This is a genomic window from Proteus sp. TSJ240517 (assembly GCF_047921575.1).
GTDB lineage: Bacteria > Pseudomonadota > Gammaproteobacteria > Enterobacterales > Enterobacteriaceae > Proteus.
The window spans coordinates 22774-45134 of the sequence record NZ_JBLRMH010000004.1 but is presented as its reverse complement, the minus strand read 5'-3'; the positions used below and the strand labels follow the sequence as shown (position 1 = coordinate 45134).

16 protein-coding genes and 1 riboswitch are annotated in these 22361 nt (G+C 37.9%); of the genes, 8 read left to right on the top strand and 8 right to left on the bottom strand.

The genetic code is table 11. The features are described from left to right. Positions 1 to 341 precede the first annotated feature (341 nt). On the top strand, positions 342 to 1496 hold the full coding sequence (gene metK / locus ACNARN_RS08220) for a methionine adenosyltransferase (RefSeq protein WP_198620922.1): 1155 nt from the start codon (positions 342 to 344) through the stop codon (positions 1494 to 1496). 185 nt (positions 1497 to 1681) lie between these two features. Here the strand turns inward: metK and bcsG are convergent, their stop codons facing one another. After that, positions 1682 to 3427 carry a cellulose biosynthesis protein BcsG gene (gene bcsG, locus ACNARN_RS08215; protein ID WP_198632524.1) on the bottom strand — a complete coding sequence of 582 codons (1746 nt, stop codon included), beginning with the start codon at positions 3425 to 3427 and terminating at the stop codon, positions 1682 to 1684. A gap of 843 nt (positions 3428 to 4270) precedes the next feature. Between bcsG and bcsR the strand changes: the two genes are divergently transcribed. Genes bcsR through bcsC form a run of 5 tightly spaced genes read left to right on the top strand, consistent with a single transcriptional unit; the run spans position 4271 to position 13492 of the window. Beyond that, a complete protein-coding gene (bcsR, locus tag ACNARN_RS08210; RefSeq protein WP_109371180.1) occupies positions 4271 to 4462 on the top strand; it encodes a cellulose biosynthesis protein BcsR in 192 nt (63 codons plus the stop codon). A gap of 8 nt (positions 4463 to 4470) precedes the next feature. Continuing rightward, a complete protein-coding gene (locus ACNARN_RS08205; RefSeq protein WP_196533366.1) occupies positions 4471 to 5208 on the top strand; it encodes a cellulose synthase operon protein YhjQ/BcsQ in 738 nt (245 codons plus the stop codon). Continuing rightward, the gene (gene bcsA / locus ACNARN_RS08200; protein ID WP_416304332.1) at positions 5208 to 7793 is read left to right on the top strand and encodes a UDP-forming cellulose synthase catalytic subunit; all 2586 of its coding nucleotides are present in this window, start codon (positions 5208 to 5210) and stop codon (positions 7791 to 7793) included. Before ACNARN_RS08205 ends, bcsA begins: the two co-directional genes overlap by 1 nt. A 59-nt stretch (positions 7794 to 7852) precedes the next feature. Beyond that, positions 7853 to 10174 (top strand): cellulose biosynthesis cyclic di-GMP-binding regulatory protein BcsB, encoded by a 2322-nt coding sequence (gene bcsB / locus ACNARN_RS08195; RefSeq protein ID WP_416304331.1) that lies wholly within the window; start codon positions 7853 to 7855, stop codon positions 10172 to 10174. A gap of 3 nt (positions 10175 to 10177) precedes the next feature. Then, on the top strand, positions 10178 to 13492 hold the full coding sequence (gene bcsC, locus ACNARN_RS08190) for a cellulose synthase complex outer membrane protein BcsC (protein WP_416304330.1): 3315 nt from the start codon (positions 10178 to 10180) through the stop codon (positions 13490 to 13492). A gap of 82 nt (positions 13493 to 13574) precedes the next feature. Here the strand turns inward: bcsC and ACNARN_RS08185 are convergent, their stop codons facing one another. From ACNARN_RS08185 to ACNARN_RS08175, 3 genes are read right to left on the bottom strand one after another with little or no spacing between them, the layout of a single operon-like run. Next, complete coding sequence (locus ACNARN_RS08185; protein ID WP_198630349.1) at positions 13575 to 13988, bottom strand: DUF6691 family protein; 414 nt, start codon at positions 13986 to 13988, stop codon at positions 13575 to 13577. A gap of 4 nt (positions 13989 to 13992) precedes the next feature. Further along, positions 13993 to 14427: a YeeE/YedE family protein gene (locus tag ACNARN_RS08180; RefSeq protein ID WP_109371192.1), complete on the bottom strand. Its 435-nt coding sequence runs from the start codon at positions 14425 to 14427 to the stop codon at positions 13993 to 13995. A gap of 3 nt (positions 14428 to 14430) precedes the next feature. Next, complete coding sequence (locus ACNARN_RS08175) at positions 14431 to 14754, bottom strand: ArsR/SmtB family transcription factor (RefSeq protein WP_036912417.1); 324 nt, start codon at positions 14752 to 14754, stop codon at positions 14431 to 14433. 105 nt (positions 14755 to 14859) lie between these two features. Here ACNARN_RS08175 and ACNARN_RS08170 point away from each other — a divergent pair, with 105 nt between their 5' ends. Next, on the top strand, positions 14860 to 15369 hold the full coding sequence (locus ACNARN_RS08170; RefSeq protein ID WP_198630348.1) for a SprT family zinc-dependent metalloprotease: 510 nt from the start codon (positions 14860 to 14862) through the stop codon (positions 15367 to 15369). A gap of 76 nt (positions 15370 to 15445) precedes the next feature. Here the strand turns inward: ACNARN_RS08170 and mgtE are convergent, their stop codons facing one another. The 4 genes from mgtE to hcp form a co-directional block, all read right to left on the bottom strand. Further along, entirely contained in the window at positions 15446 to 16519 is a 1074-nt protein-coding gene (gene mgtE, locus ACNARN_RS08165; protein ID WP_100159143.1) for a magnesium transporter, read from the bottom strand. A 75-nt stretch (positions 16520 to 16594) separates the two neighbouring features. Beyond that, positions 16595 to 16766: riboswitch (M-box (ykoK) riboswitch) on the bottom strand. Positions 16767 to 16980: 214 nt separating this feature from the next. Next, on the bottom strand, positions 16981 to 17316 hold the full coding sequence (locus ACNARN_RS08160; protein ID WP_198620915.1) for a DUF6694 family lipoprotein: 336 nt from the start codon (positions 17314 to 17316) through the stop codon (positions 16981 to 16983). Between the two features lie 272 nt (positions 17317 to 17588). Continuing rightward, positions 17589 to 18593, bottom strand: a complete 1005-nt coding sequence (hcr, locus tag ACNARN_RS08155; RefSeq protein WP_198620914.1) for an NADH oxidoreductase — start codon at positions 18591 to 18593, stop codon at positions 17589 to 17591. 58 nt (positions 18594 to 18651) lie between these two features. Beyond that, positions 18652 to 20304 carry a hydroxylamine reductase gene (gene hcp / locus ACNARN_RS08150; RefSeq protein ID WP_196533359.1) on the bottom strand — a complete coding sequence of 551 codons (1653 nt, stop codon included), beginning with the start codon at positions 20302 to 20304 and terminating at the stop codon, positions 18652 to 18654. Between the two features lie 492 nt (positions 20305 to 20796). On the opposite strand from hcp, the gene ACNARN_RS08145 reads away from it, so the two are divergent. Continuing rightward, complete coding sequence (locus ACNARN_RS08145) at positions 20797 to 22278, top strand: aldehyde dehydrogenase family protein (RefSeq protein WP_416304329.1); 1482 nt, start codon at positions 20797 to 20799, stop codon at positions 22276 to 22278. The last annotated feature ends 83 nt before the right edge of the window (positions 22279 to 22361 follow it).

Sequence of the window (22361 nt, the reverse complement as noted above, 5' to 3'; positions counted from 1 at the left end):
CCACACATGGCTTAAACCCGTAAGCCATTTCCCTAACAGAGAAACAGGATCAGAAATCCTGCGGTTTACACTGTGTTCAGATTTCACAGTAACCGCGAGTTTATACCTTTACTTAGTTAAAAATGCAAAGCAAAAAGTACAAAAAACTTTTTTTTCTCTACTCCCTATTTTCTCAACACAAAAATAGTGGACAACAAAAAATAAGATTAACTGTTTGATTCTGCTTTATCCCTATATTTGATTAAAAAAAGCTGGAATTAAAGAGAGAAGAGTCATAAAATGGACGTCTAGATGTTAAAACATCCATCCTTAAACCGTTTGTATTAAGGTAACGAGATATAATGACTACACACCTTTTTACTTCTGAATCAGTCTCAGAAGGTCATCCAGATAAAATCGCGGATCAAATTTCTGATGCCGTTCTGGATGCAATTTTAGAACAAGATCCAAAAGCACGCGTTGCCTGCGAAACTTACGTTAAGACAGGCATGGTTATGGTAGGCGGAGAAATTACCACCAAAGCTTGGGTCGATATCGAAGAAATTACACGTAACACTGTTCGTGAAATCGGCTATACCAGTTCCGAGATGGGCTTTGATGCTAATTCCTGCGCAGTTATCAGTGCGATTGGTAAACAATCTCCTGATATCAACCAAGGTGTTGACCGTGCAAATCCATTAGAACAAGGCGCTGGCGACCAAGGTTTAATGTTTGGTTATGCAACCAACGAAACTGATGTATTAATGCCTGCTCCAATTACTTATGCTCATCGCTTAGTTCAACGCCAAGCACAAGTCCGCAAAAGTGGTACTTTATCTTGGTTACGCCCTGATGCAAAAAGCCAAATTACCTTCCAATATGACAACAATAAAGTTGTTGGTATTGATGCAGTTGTATTATCAACTCAGCATTCTGAAGATATTTCACAAAAAGATCTGCATGAAGCAGTGATGGAAGAGATCATTAAACCTGTTCTGCCAGCAGAATGGTTAAATGAGCAAACTAAATATTTCATCAACCCAACAGGTCGTTTTGTTATCGGTGGGCCAATGGGTGACTGTGGTTTAACCGGTCGTAAAATCATTGTCGATACTTACGGCGGTATGGCTCGTCACGGCGGTGGCGCTTTCTCTGGTAAAGATCCATCGAAAGTTGACCGTTCAGCAGCTTATGCTGCACGTTACGTTGCTAAAAACATCGTGGCAGCAGGTTTAGCAGATCGTTGTGAAATCCAAGTTTCTTACGCAATCGGTGTGGCAGAGCCAACATCCATTATGGTAGAAACATTTGGTACTGAAAAAGTCCCAACAGCACAACTGATCCTGTTAGTGCGTGAATTCTTTGACTTACGTCCTTACGGATTAATTCAAATGTTAGATTTACTGCACCCAATCTACCAAAAAACGGCTGCTTACGGTCACTTTGGTCGTCCTGAATTCCCTTGGGAAGCAACAGATAAAGCTGAAATCTTACGTGAAGCGGCAGGCTTAAAATAAGTCTCTTGCCAATAACATCATGTTATTGATTTTAAATAAGACCACATCTTTATAGATGTGGTTTTTTTATGGCTTCTGTTTATAAAACCCATAAAAAACCCCGCAATCATACGGGGATCTCAATAAGAGAAAACGAGAACATAGATTTATGATGAAACGCTTTTTTTATAAAAAGCGATAAAAAGTTAGTTAGGATAATTAATCCACTCTCCTCCATTTAACTTGATATAAGACTGCCCTTGATAATCAACCACAACCGTAGCTTGGTTTTCTGCAACATTGGCAGTTTGAGGAAGTTCACTGGCTAATGCATCCCAATCAATAGCAGATTGGTTAAAAACATCCCCATTCACATTACGAGAAATAAACTCAGAGATAGCTAAATAGCTGCTTGGTTCATCAACAATCACCGGAGGGTTAAATGATGCTTGCTCTTTTATTCCAGTGAAACGAATACCAACAGGTACGGTAGTAATACTTTGGCTTGGAATATCTCTTAACCCTGACATTTGCGTCTTATCACCTTGTAAAGCCGCACCATGCTCAGGCACAATCACCACCATCACTTTTCTTCCTTTTTTATCTAGTTCATCCATAAAGCTATCTAAATTATCAAGTAATGTGGAGGCACGTTTGCCATAATCAGCAGTACTATTTTCTCCTACATAACGGTTACCATCATGTAGTGATACCAAGTTCACAAAGGTCACAGTGCGGTCTTCGTTAGACTGTTCACGCGCTTTCAACCAACGTTGTAATGTTTCCTTATCGTTGTAAATTTTGGTGCCATCAAATGCGGTAATTTGATGAGAAAGATTTTCTTGATCTTGTAAGGCGATATTAAGATTGCCGAGTTGCTGAACTTCTTTGAGGTAATTACCAAACTTCCCGTTATGGTCGAGTACCAATTTCTTGGCAAATCCTAACGATGATAAATTATCCATCAGCGAGCATTGCGTATCTGCGGGATCGTATAAATCAGAATGGTGAGTCTGACCACAACTCGCGCGTAATAATCTTAATGATGCAGGACCACTATAAGAAGATACGCTGTTAAAGTGGCTAAATAACACATTAAAGTTACCCCAAATTGGGTGTTCTTGTAGCCCAACAACCGCCGCATCAGCGGTAGAAAGTGAACAAATATTAATAATCAAGATATCAAAAGGCTGAGCATTGGCTGCTAACTGCGCAGGAAATGGTGTCGTACGTTTTTTCTCGTAACCATAAAATTGTGTGAGCCAATCATCCAATACCTTATTATTAACCTTCTGTTTTTGTGGTGGATAAACAGTATTAATTGATGTACTTTCTACCTCTTTAGTCGGTACAACTTCAGGGAGGACTTGAGGTTCGACTGATGCGGGTAACACCTCAGGAGCTTTGACGACCGCAGTGCTTTTTTCAGTATTAATGTTACTTTCTTGCACAAAAGTATTCGCTGAAACAGGAGGCACCATACCTTGAGAAATATGAGTAAACCCACCAATATTTAGCCACAATACACCTGCAATAATAAAAACAGATACCCTTACCCACTGTTCAATAAAAAGGTAACCGACTAACAAAACAAAGGCGACACCTATCATTTTGATATTGATAAAGTTAACAGTTAACTCAACCAGGTAATCAAAGGAAAACTGTTTAAGTTGCCCACCTTGGGCAAGTACCGTTGAAAAGCTGGGTAACCAAGTATCATGGTAAAATAGTATTATCCCTATTGGGATAGCGACCCAATTGCGCATTTTATGCCAAATATTTTTTGGTAATGGGAACAATAAAAAGGCAAGAAAAAGTAAATTGCTAAAAGCATCAAAATTTAAATAACCATACCAAAGCAAAACAAACTTTAGTAAAAAATAGAAATTCCATGCTCCCAACCCATGCCAGTAATGTAAAAAATTGAACTGGGTTGTATTAGATTTGTTCATTTTAATTTCCTACTCTTTAGTATAAATAAATCCAATTCGACAGTTATATGATTACTCACATCTGTCTTTTTATTACTTCTGATATTTAATTAACTACTAAATAAACATATAAGAGAATATTTATTTAAAACCAAGTAAAAACCCTTAAATAAAAAAAGAATCTCGCCAGAAAATACCGGTCTCTTATATAAAAGAAAAATTAATGCTAGAAAAATTATTTAAGATGAGTTTAAAAATAAAACACTCAACGTTCTATTTATATAATAGCGCCTATTTTTAAAAATGATGCTTTATTTACATTAAATAATGAAACACAGAGTTATCTTATTTTTATATTTCTAAACAAACACAAAACAAATTACACATCAATAACACCAAATAACAATTAATAAACATACTTATCAATAAACAAACAAGAGCCTCAATATAAAAACAAAACTAATCAATAAAAGAATATAATATAATGATTTTTCTATGAAAAATGATACTAATCAAGATACAATAATGATCATCGAATTTGAATAATTTAATATATTGTTATAAACAGCTAATCTACATTTCTTTTTTTTTACTTTACTTTGTAGCTAAGCCCTTTCCGTTATTATTTAACAAATAAATTTTAAAAATATAAATATAAAAAAGAAAACCAATAGCCATCTTTTATAGAAATAAGATAATAAATATCTATTTTATGTGTTTTTACGTAATTGAAATAATGTATTTTAAAGCCTATTCTAAAATAAGAACCTTAATTAAACAGAACAAATCATTAATCAGACACTATTTTATCAAGATTTTAATTTTGATAGAAATCTATTTCTATTTTATTCAGAGGTTATTAAAATGAAAAATGAAAATTTTATTAACTCAAATATGAAAATAGAAAAAAATAATCTAAATAAGGACATTGATAAACTAAAAAAATTATTTTCATTAAATAACTATCACTATCAGGATATTAATAAAGAAGAAGGAAATAATATGCTTATTTATCGCTGGCCATTACTTAATGCATTTCATTACATGACTAAATGAGGCTAACTATGCCACTTATTGTATTAAAAGGACTCCGAGGTGGAGTGGGTACAACATCCACGGCAATTGCACTTGCTCGGCAATTTAATCAACAAAATAAAGAAGTGCTGATTATTGATAATTGCACAGAAAATATTTTGTCTTTCTATTTTCCAGCACAGCAAAAAAGTACCACATTAAGTCAGGCATTATTAGCAGAAACGCCAATAGAGGAGAGTATTTTTTACTATCGACCACACTACCAAGTGTTACCTTTTGGTTTGGTTAATATGAAGGATAACTTGCTCTTACAATTGTCATTCTCAGCAAAACAACATCTTACCCATTTTTTAACGACATTTATTCAGCTACACCCTGATGCCATTATTTTAATGGATTTACAGCATACGCAAGACACCCTTTTCGCGTCTTGGATAGAAAAAGCGGATATTTTTTTTACCGTATCAATGGCAGAAAGCAACTGTCATATTCGCCTTAACCAGCACACATTTATCGAAAATGAATATGTATTAATTAACCAATTTCGTGCCACCAGCCAAATTCACCAAGATTTTTATCAATTTTGGCAAACGACACCATTTCCATTATGCCCTGTTGTTCTTCATCGAGATGAAGCCTCACTAGAGGCCTGTGCCTCACGTTTACCTTTATATGATTACCGAGCTAATTGCATGTTAGTAGAAGAAATATCGCAACTTGCTCAATGGTGTTTTTCGTTATTTAAGAGGAAAGAAGGACAGTCATAATGCCATCATCTTACGATGCTACGAATAAAATCGAAAAGAATGTGACACAACATATTCTTATTCGTTACTACAAGTTTTATCGCCATAACGGTGCATCTCGTAGCGCAGCTATTGTTAGCGAGCTATTTATGGGCATTATGTGGTTTTTTTTACGGATGGAATCCCCTTTTTGGCGGAAAATTGCCAGAAAACAACGAGAGCTATATCCTCATATTGATCCCCGTTGCCCTAAAATTTTTGATCCCTTGCGCTATTTGTTACAAAGCATTTGGCTAGCTTGCCATTATGTAGGGCAATTACTGATTAAAAAACCCACACAATTTATTTTCTATATTCGAAAAACATACAAAAAACTCTTTGTTCATGTCTCTCCTATCGCGATTGAAATCATTGAACATAAGGAAAAAACCACACCTTTTTGGCAATATGCTCTCTATTCCATTATCGCTATTTTTGCCATTTTCTTTATTTTACTCAGTATCACTCAACCATTTGATCTTACATTTCAGTTCGTTTTTGTAATTGTTCTTTGGCTAGTTGCCTTAGCTATCCGCGATATTCCTGGGCGTTTTTCTTCTATCGCAATGGTTATGTTGGCACTGACAATTGCATGTCGATACATATGGTGGCGTTATCATTCAACCCTTTATTGGATTGATAATTTCAGTCTATTTTGTGGCTTACTGCTTTTACTGGCTGAAACTTACGCATGGTGTGTGCTATTCCTTAGTTTTATGCAATGTATTTGGCCACTGCATCGAAAACCTGTTTCTATGCCTGAAGACATTACACAATGGCAAAGCGTTGATATTTTCATTCCTACCTATAACGAAGATCTGCAAGTTGTTAAACCCACAATCTATGCCAGCTTAAATTTAGATTGGCCTAAAGATAAGCTCACTATTTATCTGCTTGATGATGGCTCCCGTCCTGAATTTAAAGCATTTGCTCAAGAAGTTGGTATTCGTTATATCGCACGAGAAAAACATGATTTTGCTAAGGCAGGTAATATCAATCATGCCTTAACTCTTGCTTCTGGTGAATTTGTCGCCATCTTTGACTGCGACCATATTCCAACACGTTCATTTCTACAATTTACAATGGGATGGTTTTTAAAAGATGAAAAAATAGCTTTGGTACAAACACCTCACCATTTTTTCTCCCCAGATCCTTTTGAACGTAATTTAGGTAACTTTCGTGAAACACCCAATGAAGGCACACTCTTTTATGGGTTGGTTCAAGATGGTAATGACACTTGGAATGCAGCGTTTTTCTGTGGCTCGTGCGCAGTTTTACGTCGTACTGCATTGGATGAGATTGGTGGCATTGCCGTTGAAACTGTTACAGAAGATGCGCATACCTCATTACGCTTACACCGTCATGGCTGGAGATCTGCTTATATTCGCATTCCACAAGCCGCTGGTTTAGCGACAGAATCATTATCCGCACATATAGGTCAACGTATTCGATGGGCGAGAGGAATGGTGCAAATATTCCGTCTTGATAATCCCTTGTTTGGTAAAGGACTAAGCGTGTCGCAACGTCTTTGTTACTTAAATGCCATGTTGCACTTTTTTTCTGGCATTCCACGGATGATTTTCTTACTCGCACCACTAACGTTTCTTATTTTCCATGCCTATATCATTTATGCACCTGCGATTGCGATCGCTCTCTATGTTGTGCCGTATTTGATCCACATTTCACTCGCCAGTGCAAAGTTACAAGGCGCTTATCGCCACTCATTTTGGGGTGAGGTTTATGAAACGATTTTAGCGTGGTACACCACTCGTCCAGTGTTAAGTACCCTTATCTCTCCTCATAAAGGAACTTTCAACGTGACTGGCAAAGGTGGCGTGATGGAAGAAGGCTTTGTCGATTGGCGAATTAACCGCCCTTACTTACTCTTTCTCAACTTGAACTTGCTAGGTATTTTGTTTGCTTTTTGGCGCATAGCAACGGGCGATCCCGATGAAGCATGGGCTGTTGCCATGTGTTTATTATGGGTTTGTTATAACCTTATCTTACTTGGTGTTGCAATTGCAGTTTCTGTCGAAACAAAGCAGCAGCGCCGTTTTCCTCGTGTTCGCGTTAAAGTTCCTGCCATGTTGCTGTTAGATAATGGCTCTCTCTACCGATGTTATCTCTATGATTTTTCTGATAATAGCTGTGCAATTTTATTGCCTGACAATGTCAAACTTTCACTATCTCCAAATGAAAGCATCACACTATTACTCAGTCAAAATCAGCGTGAACATGCCTTTAAAGCCAATATTTCACGTATTGATGGGCAAATTATTGGATTACAACTCCTTGAAATGACAACGCAAAAAGCTATCGAGTTTACTGCTTGTACTTTTGAGCGAGCCGATACTTGGGCAGATTGGCAAAATGAACTTCCAACCGACAGACCTTTAAGCAGTCTCAAGAACATTATTTTTATCAGTATGCAAGGTTATAACACCTTGTTAAAGCGTGCTCCTTACTTTATTTACGCTACTTTCCGCTTACTCGGTCTCTTTTTGCTATGGCTTTCATCGTTACTCCCTCAACGCGTTAATGTTTCACAAATATTTCATCAGTCTTGAAGGTAAAACTCAGTTTTCTGGGAATTTATTAATAAACAATAAGATTATGGGTAACAATAATGAAAAAACGTTTTCTCATATTTGCCTTATTTATGCTCACTTCTTCAGTTCATGGAGATGAAACGCAAGAAGCGCAAACCACTATTTCAGAGCCACCCGTTACAATAACTGAAGCGGCTCCTGAAGTTATTTCTCAAGCAGAACCTAGAAATACACAATTGCCTTCTACAGATATCACGCCTTCTGCTCGCCAGAAGATATTAAAATTTGCAGAGACAGCACCTAGTTATGGCGCGATCCATTTGACGGGTGTTAGCCCTGATGGCTATTTAGAATTTGGTGTCCGTAGTGATGAATATGTTTCTAAAGCCACTCTTGATTTAGAATTTACACCGTCTCCGTCACTCCTTCCTGTGGAATCTCATCTTAATGTCTATTTAAATGATGAATTGATGGGAGTTATTACCTTAAAACCAGAAGATTTGGGTAAGAAAAATCAAATTACGATACCTATTGATCCTTTATTTATTCAAGATTTTAACCATATAAAACTCTCTTTTATTGGCCATTATCGTGAAATTTGTGAAAACCAAGCAAATACAACACTCTGGCTTGATGTAAGTAAAAGCAGTCAACTCAATCTGACCTTTCAATCACTCCGTTTAGGTAATGAGTTAGCGCACTTCCCTGAACCCTTTTTTGATAGCCGTGATTTTGGAGAATTAACACTGCCAATGGTTTTCAGCCAGTCACCTAATTTAGCTCAACAAAAAGCGGCAGCGATCCTCTCTTCTTGGTTTGGTACTCAAGTTGATTGGCGTAAGCAAAATTACCCTGTTTATTATGATACTTTGCCAAATCAACACAGCATTGTTTTTGCAACCAATACACAAAAACCCGCCTTTTTAAAACAGCATCCCGATGTGAAAGAACCAACCATCGAAATGCTGACGCATCCAACCAATCCTTATATTAAGTTACTTCTTATTATGGGGCGTGATGATAACGATTTGATCACTGCCGTAAACGGAATAGCCCGTGGACAAGTTATCTTCAGAGGGAATATCGTCACAATTAATGAAGTAGAAAAATTGATCCCGCGTGAACCTTATGATGCGCCAAAATGGGTACAGTTAAATAAACCTATCTACTTTAATACGCTACAAGACTATGAAGGCCAGCTGCAATCTCGCGGATTAAAACCAAATCCTATTACATTAAATATGACATTACCGCCTGATCTATTTATGTTTAATAATACGGGATTACAAATGCAATTGCGTTATCGCTATACCGCTCCTGCATTTCAAGATGATTCTCGTATGTCTATCTCAGTAAACGACCATTTCATTAAAGCTTATCCTCTTGAGAAAGATAAAAAAGATAATCTTGTCATCGCTTATTTACCGCTTATTCAAGGCTGGATTGAGCATAAGAATTTATTGAATATACCCGCCGTAAAACTGGGTGAACGTAACCAAATTACATTTGCCTTTGATTACACCAACCCCATTCCTGGGGGCTCAGCAGATCAATGTATTACTTATCAACCTGTACCAAATGCTGTCGCTATTGATGATTTATCTAGCTTTAATTTTACAGGTGATTATCGACACTATATTGCACTGCCTGACTTACGGGTTTACAGCCATGCAGGCTTCCCATTTAGCCGTTATGCGGATCTGTCAGAAACCTTGATTTTTGTTAATCAGCAACCGTCTCCAACACAATTATCTACCCTATTAATTTCAATGGGGAATATAGGTGCTCAAACAGGTTATCCGGCACTCAATGTTTCATTAACCAGTTCATTGGATGAAGTGCAAAAAAGAGATGCTGATCTACTACTTATCGGAACCATTCCACCTGCATTAAATAATGATAAACAGATGAACGTACTGATTGATAAAGCACGTAGTGAAATCACTCTGCCTTCTCGTGAAATCAGTATCTTTAGCCACACAAGTTATCAACCGACTGATAAACGTCCTGATAGCCGGATCTCGCTGACCTCAAAAGGATCGATGGGGGCAATTATTGGTTTCCAATCTCCATTCTTTTCACAGCGTAGCGTTGTCGCATTATTAGCCGATAGTACGCAAGGTTACAAACTGTTAAATGAGGCGATCAGTGATAGTGGTAAGCGTGATGCTATGCATGGTTCAGTAGTATTGGTCAGAGAGTCTGGCGTAAATAGCTTGCGTGTGGGAGATACTTATTTCGTCGGTTATTTACCTTGGTGGGAAGTGGTTTGGTATGTGTTTGCTTCTCACCCTATATGGCTTGGTTTAGCGGCAATTGTCGGCATTATTCTTGTCTCTCTTCTTATTTGGCGAGCAATGAAAATAAGAAGCCAACGTCGTTTAGCGACTAAGGACTAAGCTATGTGGCAATTTGGTCACACACATCGCCACTCTGTTATTGCTCTCTTTTTGCTGACAGGCTTTTTGCCTGTCACGCAAGCCAGTGAAGAGGCAACAGAAGCCTTTTTACAAGAGCAAGTGAGATTAGGAACATCCACAGGAAATGAAGTTTTAGTGGCTCAATCGCTATATCGTTTAGCGTTAATTAAACCCAATGATCCTAATATCTTGTTAATGCAAATTCAGTTTGCTGTAAAACAGAAGGATAATGCAAAAGCACAACAGCTATTTACCCAATTAGGTACTCAATTTCCACAGTCAGAGCAATATCAGCGTGCAATCAAAACGTTATCACTGACAACGGATGTTAATCGGCAAAAATTACAGCGAGCCCAGCTTTACCGTACAGCTGGCCGCTATGATGATGCGTTAAATTTATACGATGAAATTTACCGAGGAATGCCTCCCGATGAGACTTTAGCACTCGAGTATATTCAAGTACTTATGCAATCGTCTCACGATGATAAAATAGAACGACTCAATCATATTTATCGTCAGTATCCGCAAAATACGAAAATAGAGAGCCTCTACCAGCAACAACAACACGCCATAGAGTCAGTAAAAAGCCCAGTTTCAACAATAAAACCGCAAATAGATGTTACCTCATTACCTATTGCGACCTTAAAACAAAAAGCACGACAACAACCTGATAATGCTGATGTTGTTGGTGCTTTAGGTGTCCGTTATTCTCGTGCTAATCAACGCAGTGCGGCTATTTTTTATCTTTCCCAAGCGCTGAAATTAGCGCCCAACCATGATAATAGTGGTCAATGGCGATCTATGTTGCAGGCTAACCAATATTGGCATCTGCTTTCAAAAGGCGATGACGCACTCTTAAAGCAAGATTATGAATTAGCAGAACGCTATTTTAATCAGCTTAATAAGTTAAGCCCTTATGAAAGCGAGCCTTATCTTGGTTTAGGTGATATTGCTGTTGCACAGCGACAATGGGATGTTGCCGAAAACCATTATTTACAGGCATTAAAATATCAACCCAATCACCCTGCAACGCTACATCGTTTAGCAAAGCTTTATCGCCAACAATCTCATGAAAAAGCGCAACAATTTATTGCAGGCTTAACACCTAGACAATATAAAAATTTAGCAGAAGATTATGGCTATATTATTTCTGGTATAAGGCAAGATTTAGCGGCTGATGATGAACATAAAGAGCAATACCTCAGTGCGATTGAAAAACGTAAGGCAATAGCTAAAGATTATCCTAATGATGTTTGGAATATTTATCGTCTTGCTGATGATTTATTAATTACCCAGCAAGACTCTGTCGCTGAAGCGTATTTTAATCAGCTTAATCGTCGTCTTCCTAATGATCCGTCTCGCCTTTATGCTTATGCGTTATATCTCAATAAAACAGGACGAGAAACTCAAGCACTTGATACGCTAAAAACGATCCCCTTATCTCAACGCAGTGAGAGCATGAAAGCGTTAGATAGTCGATTGCGTTTTGGTGAAATAGTCGCACATGCAGAGTCTCTACGAGCGAAAGGACAAGAACAACAATCTGTTGATTATCTTTTTGCTCATATTCCGCCAGAGCAAAAAATTCAGACTTATTTGTTATTAGCGAACTGGGCTCAAGAACGAAATAACCTCGATCAGGCCTTAAGTTATTACCATACTGCACTGAATTTAGAACCCAATAATGAAACTGCATTATTAGGTGCGACGGATATCGCCTTAGAACAAGGGAAAAAGATGCAGGCAAAATACTACCTTACCAAAATAGAAACGCTTTCTCCCAACCAGTTTAATAACAACTCAATTAGACGCGTTGCCAATGCTGAAAAAGAAGTAGGTAATACAGAAAAAGCACAACACTATTTTGCTTATTTGGCACAACAAATTGAAACAGAGCCAGACAGTGCTGATCCTTTAGTATTACGCGATATTGCTCGTTTTCAGCGTGATGGGCAACATCGCCAACAAGCTCACTATTATTATCAACAAGCTATGATCAAGGATGGAATAACAGATAGGTTGCCAAAAGATAATATTGAGTACACCACATTAATGCGTAATGACGAAAAAGATAATTGGCTATCTCGGAGTTTACGCGCGGATGCTGACGCGCTTTATCGCCAACAAGAGTGGCGATTTACGCTTGAGCATGATTATTGGGGCTCTAGTGGTAGCGAAGGTTATTCAAAACTACGCGCCCACACCACAATGTTACAACTTAATCACCCTGTTTATGATGGGCGTTTCTTCTGGCGTGCAGACTTAGTTAATCTTAATAGTGGCAAACTGGGTACATCACCATATGATTCAAAATTTGGAACTTGTTACCGCACGGGTTGTTTCCCGCTAGAACAAAAATCCTTTGGTGTTAGCCCTGCAATTGGCTGGGAAAATGGTCAATGGCAATGGGATCTTGGTACCACACCGTTAGGTTTTGAAGTGACTGATTGGGCCGGTAAAATCGCCTATAGTCATGATCTTTTTAATGTGGGCTGGACACTTGATATTCACCGCCGCCCTGTTAATAGCTCTATGCTTGCTTTTGGTGGTCAACGAGATATTTGGACTAACCAAATATGGGGGGGTGTAAGAAGAACCGGTATTCGTTTAAGCGGAAGTTATGATTTAGGTGGGAAAGATGGTTATTGGGGCGAGGTTTCTGTTGATAAATTGACAGGTAAAAATGTTGAAGATAATAGCAGTGTCCGAGGAATGGGAGGCTACTATTATAAACTTATCAATGAGAACAACCGCCGCGTTTCTGTTGGGTTAAGTACTATGCTTTGGCATTATGATAAAGACTTAAGCGGGTACACTTTAGGTCAAGGTGGTTATTATAGCCCTCAAAAATATGTCTCTTTAGGGCTCCCAATTAATTATCGTGAACGTACTGAAAATTGGTCTTGGGAATTATCAGGCTCTCTTTCTTGGTCTTACTCCCAAACAGATGACAGAAAGCGTTATCCTTTACAAAATCTCGTTTCTCTCGATAAATTTAATCGCTATATGAATGAACTTAGCCCCGAAGATCGAGAAGAAATAATGAGACTTTATTATCAAGAGCGTGATGCGGTTGATGAAGGAGATTCTGGCAATGGCTTTGGTTATACCGCCAGAGCATTAGTTGAACATCGTATTACGCCGCATTGGTTTATTGGTGCAGCTATTGATATTCAACAAGCCAAAAACTATACCCCAAGCCATGCATTAATGTACTTGCGTTATTCATTTGATGGTTGGAACGGTGATTTAGATTTACCGCCAAACCCTCTTATTCCTTATGCTGACTTTAAATAACGTTCAATGTATAAAATACACAAACGGGAAGCACTGGCTTCCCGTTTAACGTTTTCTCTAAAATGATGAGAGCAAACTGCTATTATTGCGCTTTACGAAAAAGCCCAACAAACAGCCAACCTACAATCATGGCAAGGACAAATAAAATACCTTGATAAAACCCAGCACCTGCTAATACCAAGCTAGGACCTGGACAAATTCCAGCTAATCCCCAACCAAGACCAAATAACGCACTACCTAACACTAAGGGTTTATCAATCACTTTATTGGTTGGGATATTTAAAGGGCATGCTAATACACTTTGTTGTCTACACCGTGTTAATTGGTAACCTATCACGCTGACAACCAGTCCTGCTCCCATGATTATCAATAAAGAAGGGTCCCAGTTTCCTGTGATATCCAGAAAACCTAGAATTTTTTGCGGATTGCTCATTCCACCAACAATCAATCCTGCACTGAATAGAAGACCACAAAGAAAAGCAACAAACTTAGTCATTTTCTTAGCCTCCTATCACATGACGCTGAATATAAACGGTAATAAATGCCGTTGCCATAAACACTAACACAGCAACAATAGAACGACGCGATAATCGTGCTAATCCGCAAATACCATGACCACTTGTGCAACCACTGCCTAAACGTGTACCTGCTCCCACCAGCACTCCGGCAATAATTAACATCCAAGGTGACGTTTCAATTACTGGCGATAAGGGTTTATCAAAAAAATAAAACAGTGTAGGTGCGATTAGCATGCCTAGTAAAAATGCCCAACGCCAGCCATTACCTTGCTGTTTTGTTGATAAAACCCCACCCAAAATCCCGCTTATTCCTGCAATACGGCCATTAAATAACAGTAAAATGGCGGCCGCAGCACCTATCATAAGCCCACCAATTGCCGCACTTAAAGGCGTAAAGTGAACCCAATCTATATTCATAAATTAACCTGCTATAGGGCAATAAAGCTGATAAAGCGTATTGAGTAGTACGAGAACTTTTTCATCAGCAATAGAATAAAAGATACGTTTTCCATCACGACGAGTATTCACTAACCCTTCATTGCGCAAAACGGTTAGCTGTTGAGAAAGTGTCGGTTGACGGATACCTAAACTCTCTTCTAATTCACTCACACTTTTTTCGCCCTGACTTAGCTGACACAATAATAAGAGGCGATCGCCATTTCCTAGCGTCTTAAGCATGCTAGACGCTTCATTAGCCGCCAATTTCATTGCATCTAATAAATCAGGTTGAACTCGTTGTGTCATGGTAAACTCCATAATCAATATACTTTTTAATAATATGTTAATTTATATATTGTGCAAGTTTTCTTTTTATTGCGTGTTTGTATAAGCCACTATATGCTCTGTAACATGAAAACGGTAAGAGTCCCCATCACCTTAGTGCAAAGCGTTATGCGAACACTGCGTGAAAAATTGCAGCAGGCTAATCTTTATCTTAATACAAATTACCCAGAACCTACTCTACATTATAATCAGAGAGGAACTATTGCTGGCAGTGCCTATTATGCAAATTGGGAAATTCGTATTAATCCTACATTATTGATTGAAAATAAACAGAATTTTATTGAAGAAGTTATTCCTCATGAATTAGCGCATTTATTAGTTAATCGCCATTTTGGTCGTGTAGCACCTCATGGGAAAGAGTGGAAATGGATGATGGAAACAGTATTACAAGTTTCAGCTAAACGAACCCATCATTTTGATGTCAGCGCAGTTAAAGCTAAAACCTTTCCTTATGCTTGCCATTGTGAAGAAAAACATCAGCTTACCATTCGCCGCCATAACAAAGTATTACGCGGAGAGACACAATACCGTTGTCGCCATTGTCAGGCTATTTTGCAATTTATTAAGCATGAATAAATGCAGACAAAAATAAAGCCGATGTGTTGATTAATTCACATCGGCTTTATCTTGAGAATGAATATATGGGATTGTCTTAAGCAAACTCGCTCATCACATGAGATGCGATTTCAAAGTAAATAATAAGACCTGTACCATCAATTAACGTCGCGATAAATGGTGCTGAAACAACCGCAGGATCAATACCTAAACGCTTTAATACCATTGGAATAACAGATGAAACAATCGCACTCCAAACCGTGATTGAAATAAGCGTTAAGCCAACCACAATCATCACTTCCATACCCACACCTAAGAACCAAGCACGCACAAAACCAGCAATACCCATAGTCAGTGCAACCATTATCGATGTGGTTATTTCTTTTCTTAATACAGACCAAACATTACGTAAGCTCACTTCTCCTAATGCCATAGCACGTACTAATGTTGAGGTGATCTGTGTACCACTATTTCCACCCGTACCAATCAGCAATGGAATAAAAAATGCTAATGAAATTGCGGCTTCGAGTCTGTCTTCAAAAGCATGTAACACAGTGCTGGTATACGCTTCTGCCACAAACAGCATCAATAACCACACAACACGTTTACGCCATAATGTTACTGGACTGGTTTCTAAATAAGGCTGCTCTAAAGGTGAAGTTGCACCCTGCATTTGTGCATCAAGTGTATTTTCATCTTCAATTAATTCAGCAATATCTTGAGGGCGTAAAACACCGACCAATTTTCCAAAATGCATCACTGGTACACTGTCTAAACCGCTATGGCTAATCAGTTGATACACATCATGTCGATTCTGTTCTGGTGAAACAGAGAAAAAGGTTTGACGCATCACATCAGACACAAACAGATCATTAGCCGCGGTTAATAATGATTTAACGGGCAAAATCCCATTTAGATAATTATCTTTATCCACCACATATAAATAGGTTGGAATTAATTCATCTTTTAAATCATTAACCAATTGAGCTTTCACATTTTCAACAGAATCAGCGACAGAAACCGCAATATAAGACTGGCTCATATAAGCACTAACGGTTGCATCATCTTTTAAACGATTGTATTGGTCTTGAGTTGAGTTATTTTGTGGTGTGTTTAAGGATGCATCTGCAACTAATACAGCATCCATTTTGTTTTGAGTATTGAATTTCATTTTGTGGTTCCCTATTACTGTTTGTGTTTAGCAAATCAGTTCTCCATAGGGGCGAAACCAGAAGCGAGAATGCAAAAGCTATCTACACGTCTCGGTTTTAGCACTATACAACGTATCCGATGAATACTGGAAGTTACATGGGGATATACCTTCGGTCGATATATCCTGTCCTAATCTTGGGCGTCTCTCGACGTCGTCAGATCAGTAACCTGTGTTTGTATAGGAGCCTCGCCTAACGAGATACTGCACTTTTCTTGCGAATGCGGCGCGCATTATAACCACCCACAATATAATGAAAAGCACGATAACGATTTTGTTTAAGTTCTATTGAAAAATAGCCTCAAGCATTCATCACACAATTGAGAATTGCAATTACATTCGAAACCAATATATAAAAAGAAATGAAGTTTTCCTACGAAAGCTAAAATCGTATAGTAAAAGATAATCTGTTTATTAATTGATTATTTTAATGCTAATTTTTGTACTCTTATTTCTTCTGCTTGCAAAAATATATCTTTTACCGTTTTACCATCTAATGATTGGCACATTTTACGCGTGATAATATCCGCATTTTTATTACGACCTGCGATAACTAAATCATTAAAATTAATATCATTAAGGATCGCTAATTCTATTGCTTCATCAAAACGTGATTGTTCATCAAGGGGAAGTGAGTTGCGCATTTCAACAATTGAGATACGTAGCGACTCTACATTAGAGCCATCAAGGGTTTGTTGAGGTTTTTCACAGCCAGATAACATGACACTAAATAAACAAACAAGTAACAATTTTTTCATATACCCCCCCTTACCCAGTCAATAGTTTAAATAATAGCAGAATGTTTATAAGGAAACGCCCCACTAACTAAAATATATTTTTAGTTAATCATTATTTCCAATATTTTTATTATTCTGAATAAATAAAAATCTTCTTTAATTTAAAATAAAGGGAAGCATTCTCCAGATTATTCAGTTTTTTAATGGGGAGAATAGACATAAAAAACCCTGTTAATAAATTAACAGGGTAAAAAAAAACAGGAAAATAGAAGGAAATACTTAATAAAAAGAGGTTAAGCGAGCTCAACATCTCCTTTTAAACGACAGCTACATGCTAAGACATAACCTTGAGCTATCTCTTCAGCCGTTAATGTACTGGTACTGCTGACATCATAATCACCACTCACAATACGAGTTTTACAACTACCACAAACCCCTGCTCGACAAGCCGCAAAGACAGGAACTTTATTTTCTTCCATAGCGGATAATAAAGTCATGCCAACAGGAACTTTAATTTGTGATAATGGATGACGAATAGTCATGGTTAATTGTTCGTTTTCATCAACACAAACAGGCTCATCACCAAAACGTTCCATAAAGATATTCTCAGCAGGTACACCAAGATTTCTTGCAAAACGTCCTGTGTCTTCCATATAACTATTTGGGCCACAGCACATAACTGTACGACTCGCAATATCAGGTACTAATGCAGCCAATTTTTCTTGAGAAATGCGTCCACTAAATAACCCTTTATTATCAGGTAATTTAGGCATCATGATAAAATTAAGATTGTATGGATATGCATTTGCTAATTCGATCCACTCTTTCTCAAAAATAAACTGGCTTTGCTCACGAATATTAAAAATAACCGTGATGTCTGCTTTAGGTTGATTATTTAACAACCAACGTGTCATCGACATAACAGGTGTCACTCCACAACCTGCTGCCAACATTAAATAGCGCGCACCTTCTTTACCAGCACAAGTAAATTCACCCTGAGCATCAGATAACCAAAGATAATCACCTGGTTTTACTTGTGATGTTAACCAACCTGAACCCACACCATTTTCTAAACGGCGAACGGTTAAAGTGATAAATGGACTTAATCCCGGAGAAGATGAAATGGTATAAGCACGCAGTATTTCATCACTATTATTGATACTCACCAGTGCAAACTGACCTGGTTTATAAGAATAAAAGTCATGATTAATTAAATTCAGCGTCCACACTTCAGGTGTTTCCTGATTAATAGAGTGAACTTGCATACGATTAGGACAAAGAGAAGTAGGCATCGTCATGGATATTGATCCTTCACCGAAGCCCGTAGGCTTCGGTAATGATAATGAATTTAAAACATTAAGCAGAAAGAATATCTTTAAGATCTTGTTCTGGTGTAGTAATAGAGCGCATACCAAATTTCTCATTTAGTACCGCCAGCAGATTGTCGGTTAAGAACGCAGGTGCTGTTGGGCCGGTATAAATGTTTTTCACGCCTAATGAAAGCAGTGTCAATAAGATAACAATCGCTTTTTGCTCGAACCAAGAGAGAATTAAAGACAGTGGTAAATCATTCACACCACAACCTAATTTTTCAGCAAGGTTAACGGCTAGCATAATCGCTGAGTAAGCATCGTTACACTGACCCACATCAAGTAAGCGTGGTAAGCCTTCTAAAGTACCGAAATCCAATTTATTGAAACGGTATTTACCACACGCCAAAGTCATAATTAAACAGTCTTGTGGAATTTCTCTTGCAAGATCGGTGTAGTAGCTACGTTCACCACGGCTACCATCACACCCCCCCACTAAGAAAACATGACGTAATTTTTTCTGTGAAACTAAATCAATCACAGTATCAGCGGCATTTAATAGTGTTTCACGACCGAAACCAACTGTAATTAAATGCTCAATTTCATTGTATGGGAAACCTTCTAATGATTGTGCTTGTTCAATCATTTCAGAGAAGTCATCACCAGTAATATGTTTTACACCCGGCCAGCCTACAATACTGCGAGTCCAAATACGGTCACCGTAATTACCAACATTAGGATCGATAATACAGTTTGAAGTCATTAATACAGGACCTGGGAATTTTGCAAACTCAATTTGCTGATTCTGCCAACCACTTCCGTAGTTACCCACTAAGTGTTTATATTTTTTAAGTTCTGGATAACCATGAGCAGGTAACATTTCACCATGAGTATAAATGTTAATCCCTTTACCTTCCGTTTGCTCGAGTAGCATTTGCAAATCTTTCAGATCATGACCTGAAATTAAAATCGCTTTACCTGCAACAGGGCGCACGTTAACAGTAACTGGTGTAGGGTTGCCGTAAGCTTGAGTTTCGCCTTTATCAAGAATAGCCATAATGCGGAAGTTCATTTGACCAATGCCCATCGCATTTTCTAACAACTCATTCATATCAGCAGGATCAGTACCTAACCACGCCATATAACGGTGATATTCTGCATAAATTTCATTGTCATACTGACCTAAAACATGCGCGTGCTCCATATAAGCCGCAGCTCCTTTTAAGCCATACAGGCACAGCATACGTAATCCATGAAGATCATCACCGATTTGCGCTTTATCTGCATTTAAAGCAAAAAGCTGAGCTTGTTTTTGTAAACTGTCTAAATCGTTACCCGCTAATTGGATTTCAGCTCTTGGATTAGTGACTTGAATTGCCGCATTTTTCGCTAAAGTACGAGATTTCAAACTTTCACGGAAATAGATAGCTTCTTTCGCATAACCAACAATGCGATCAGAATCAAAGTTGACGTTAGTTAACGTAGAGAAAAAAGCACGAGGAGCAAAGCTATCTACATCATGATCAATAATACCAACGCTACGCGCTGCTAAAGCCCACGCTGAAAGCCCTTCTAATACCGCAACGAGTAAATCTTGAAGATCAGAAGTTTCTGCTGTTTTACCACACATACCTTGCGCATAGGCACAACCATTACCTACAGGCGTTTTCATTGTTTGTTCACATTGCACACAATACATATCGTATTCCTTCTAATAAAAGATAACGCTTTATTTTTATAAGTTGCATTCAAGATGCAACATAAGAATACGCCATTTTTATAAGAGAGAAAGTGCAATATTGAACAATTTAAATGTTGTTTGATCTAACGCAATTTCTAGCAAACCTTTTAATATTCCTTTTTTTATCCTTTGATTTGGCTTAAGCCAAAAATCTTTTTTTTAAAAAAAAAGATTAATTACATGACACCGTAGGCATGTAAATGAGAAGGATTATTTAAGAATTATTGATGGTTGTTTTTTGTTTAATCATATAAAGACTGAGAGATGAAACGATTAAGTTCATCCGTTTTTGTTAACTCAGTAATATTCTTTACTATTTTTTATAGTTAATATCACCTATTGCATCAATAGCTAATCAAATTATTTCAATTGATATATGTTATTAGCACGAGTATTACGAAATGAAACTACACATTTGAAAGATACTCACCCCTACATTGGAGATTAAAAATGATTAAATTAAATAATGTTCCATCAGAATTTCGCCCTCTAGAAAGCTACAAAATGTTAATTGGAGGAGAATGGGTATCTAGCACATCGCAAAAAACAACCAAAACCTATAGCCCTGCTACTGGTGAATTATTAAGCGAATACCAATCTGGTAGTGCTGAAGATGTTGAACACGCAGTGAGCGCTGCACGTAACGCATTCAAAACATGGAGCAAAACGTCACCTGCAGAGCGTCAAGCCCTCTTATTAAAAATCGCAGATCGTTTAGAGCAAGAGCAAGAACGCTTTGCTTGGATTGAATCGCTTGATAACGGTAAGCCACTCAATGAGTCGAAAAACATAGATTTACCTGCCTCTATTGACCATTTTCGATATTTTGCAGGCGTGATACGCTCTCATACCGATGAAAGTGCCATCCTAGACGAAAATACCATTAGCCTTGTTATTCGCGAACCTATTGGTGTTGTGGGCCAAATTATTCCATGGAACTTCCCATTATTAATGGCAGCATGGAAATTGGCACCAGCGATTGCGGCAGGTGATACCGTGGTTATTAATCCAGCAACACTGACTTCCCTTTCATTATTAGAGCTAGGTCGTATTTTAAATGAGATATTACCAGCTGGTGTGATCAATATTGTTACAGGGCGCGGTTCTGTCGTAGGACAAGCTATTTTAGAGCATCAAGATATTGATAAACTTGCGTTTACAGGTTCTACCAATGTGGGCTATACCGTAGCAGAAGCCGCAGCGAAAAAAATGGTTCCAGCAACATTGGAATTAGGCGGTAAATCAGCCAATATCGTGTTCCCTGATGCAAACATGAAAAAAGCGGTCAAATATTCAGCATTGGCAATCTTGATGAACCAAGGACAAGCTTGTGAATCAGGTTCACGTTTGTTCTTACATAAAGATATTCATGATGAATTTTTGAAAGCATTAAAAACTGAATTTGAGAGTATTCGTGTCGGTGACCCACTTGATCCGAATACGCAAATGGGTACACAAGTTAGCCAAGATCAAATGGATACTATCTTAGGCTATGTTGAACTCGCTAAAAAAGAAGGTGCGACAGTATTAACAGGCGGTGAACGTATCACCGGTGAAGGTTATGATGATGGTTTCTTTGTTCGCCCTACTATCATTATCAATGCCACAAACCAAATGCGTGTTGCTCGTGAAGAAATTTTTGGACCTGTATTATGTGTTATCCCATTTGATAATGAAGATGAAGTTATCGACATGGCAAACGACTCTGAATATGGACTAGGTGGTGGTGTTTGGACTCAAGATATTAACCGTGCCTTACGTGTTGCAAAAGCAGTAAGAACTGGTCGTATGTGGGTTAACACTTATCACGAACTCCCAGCTCACGCACCATTTGGGGGTTACAAGAAATCAGGTTTAGGACGTGAAACACATAAAATGATGTTAGATGCTTATAGCCAAGTGAAAAATATCTTCATCAGTATGAAAGAATAAGATTTTCTCTCTTTTCTAAATTCTTATAAATATAATATCTATACTCATCTCTTCGCCTTCTCCCCAGAAGGCTTTTTATTATC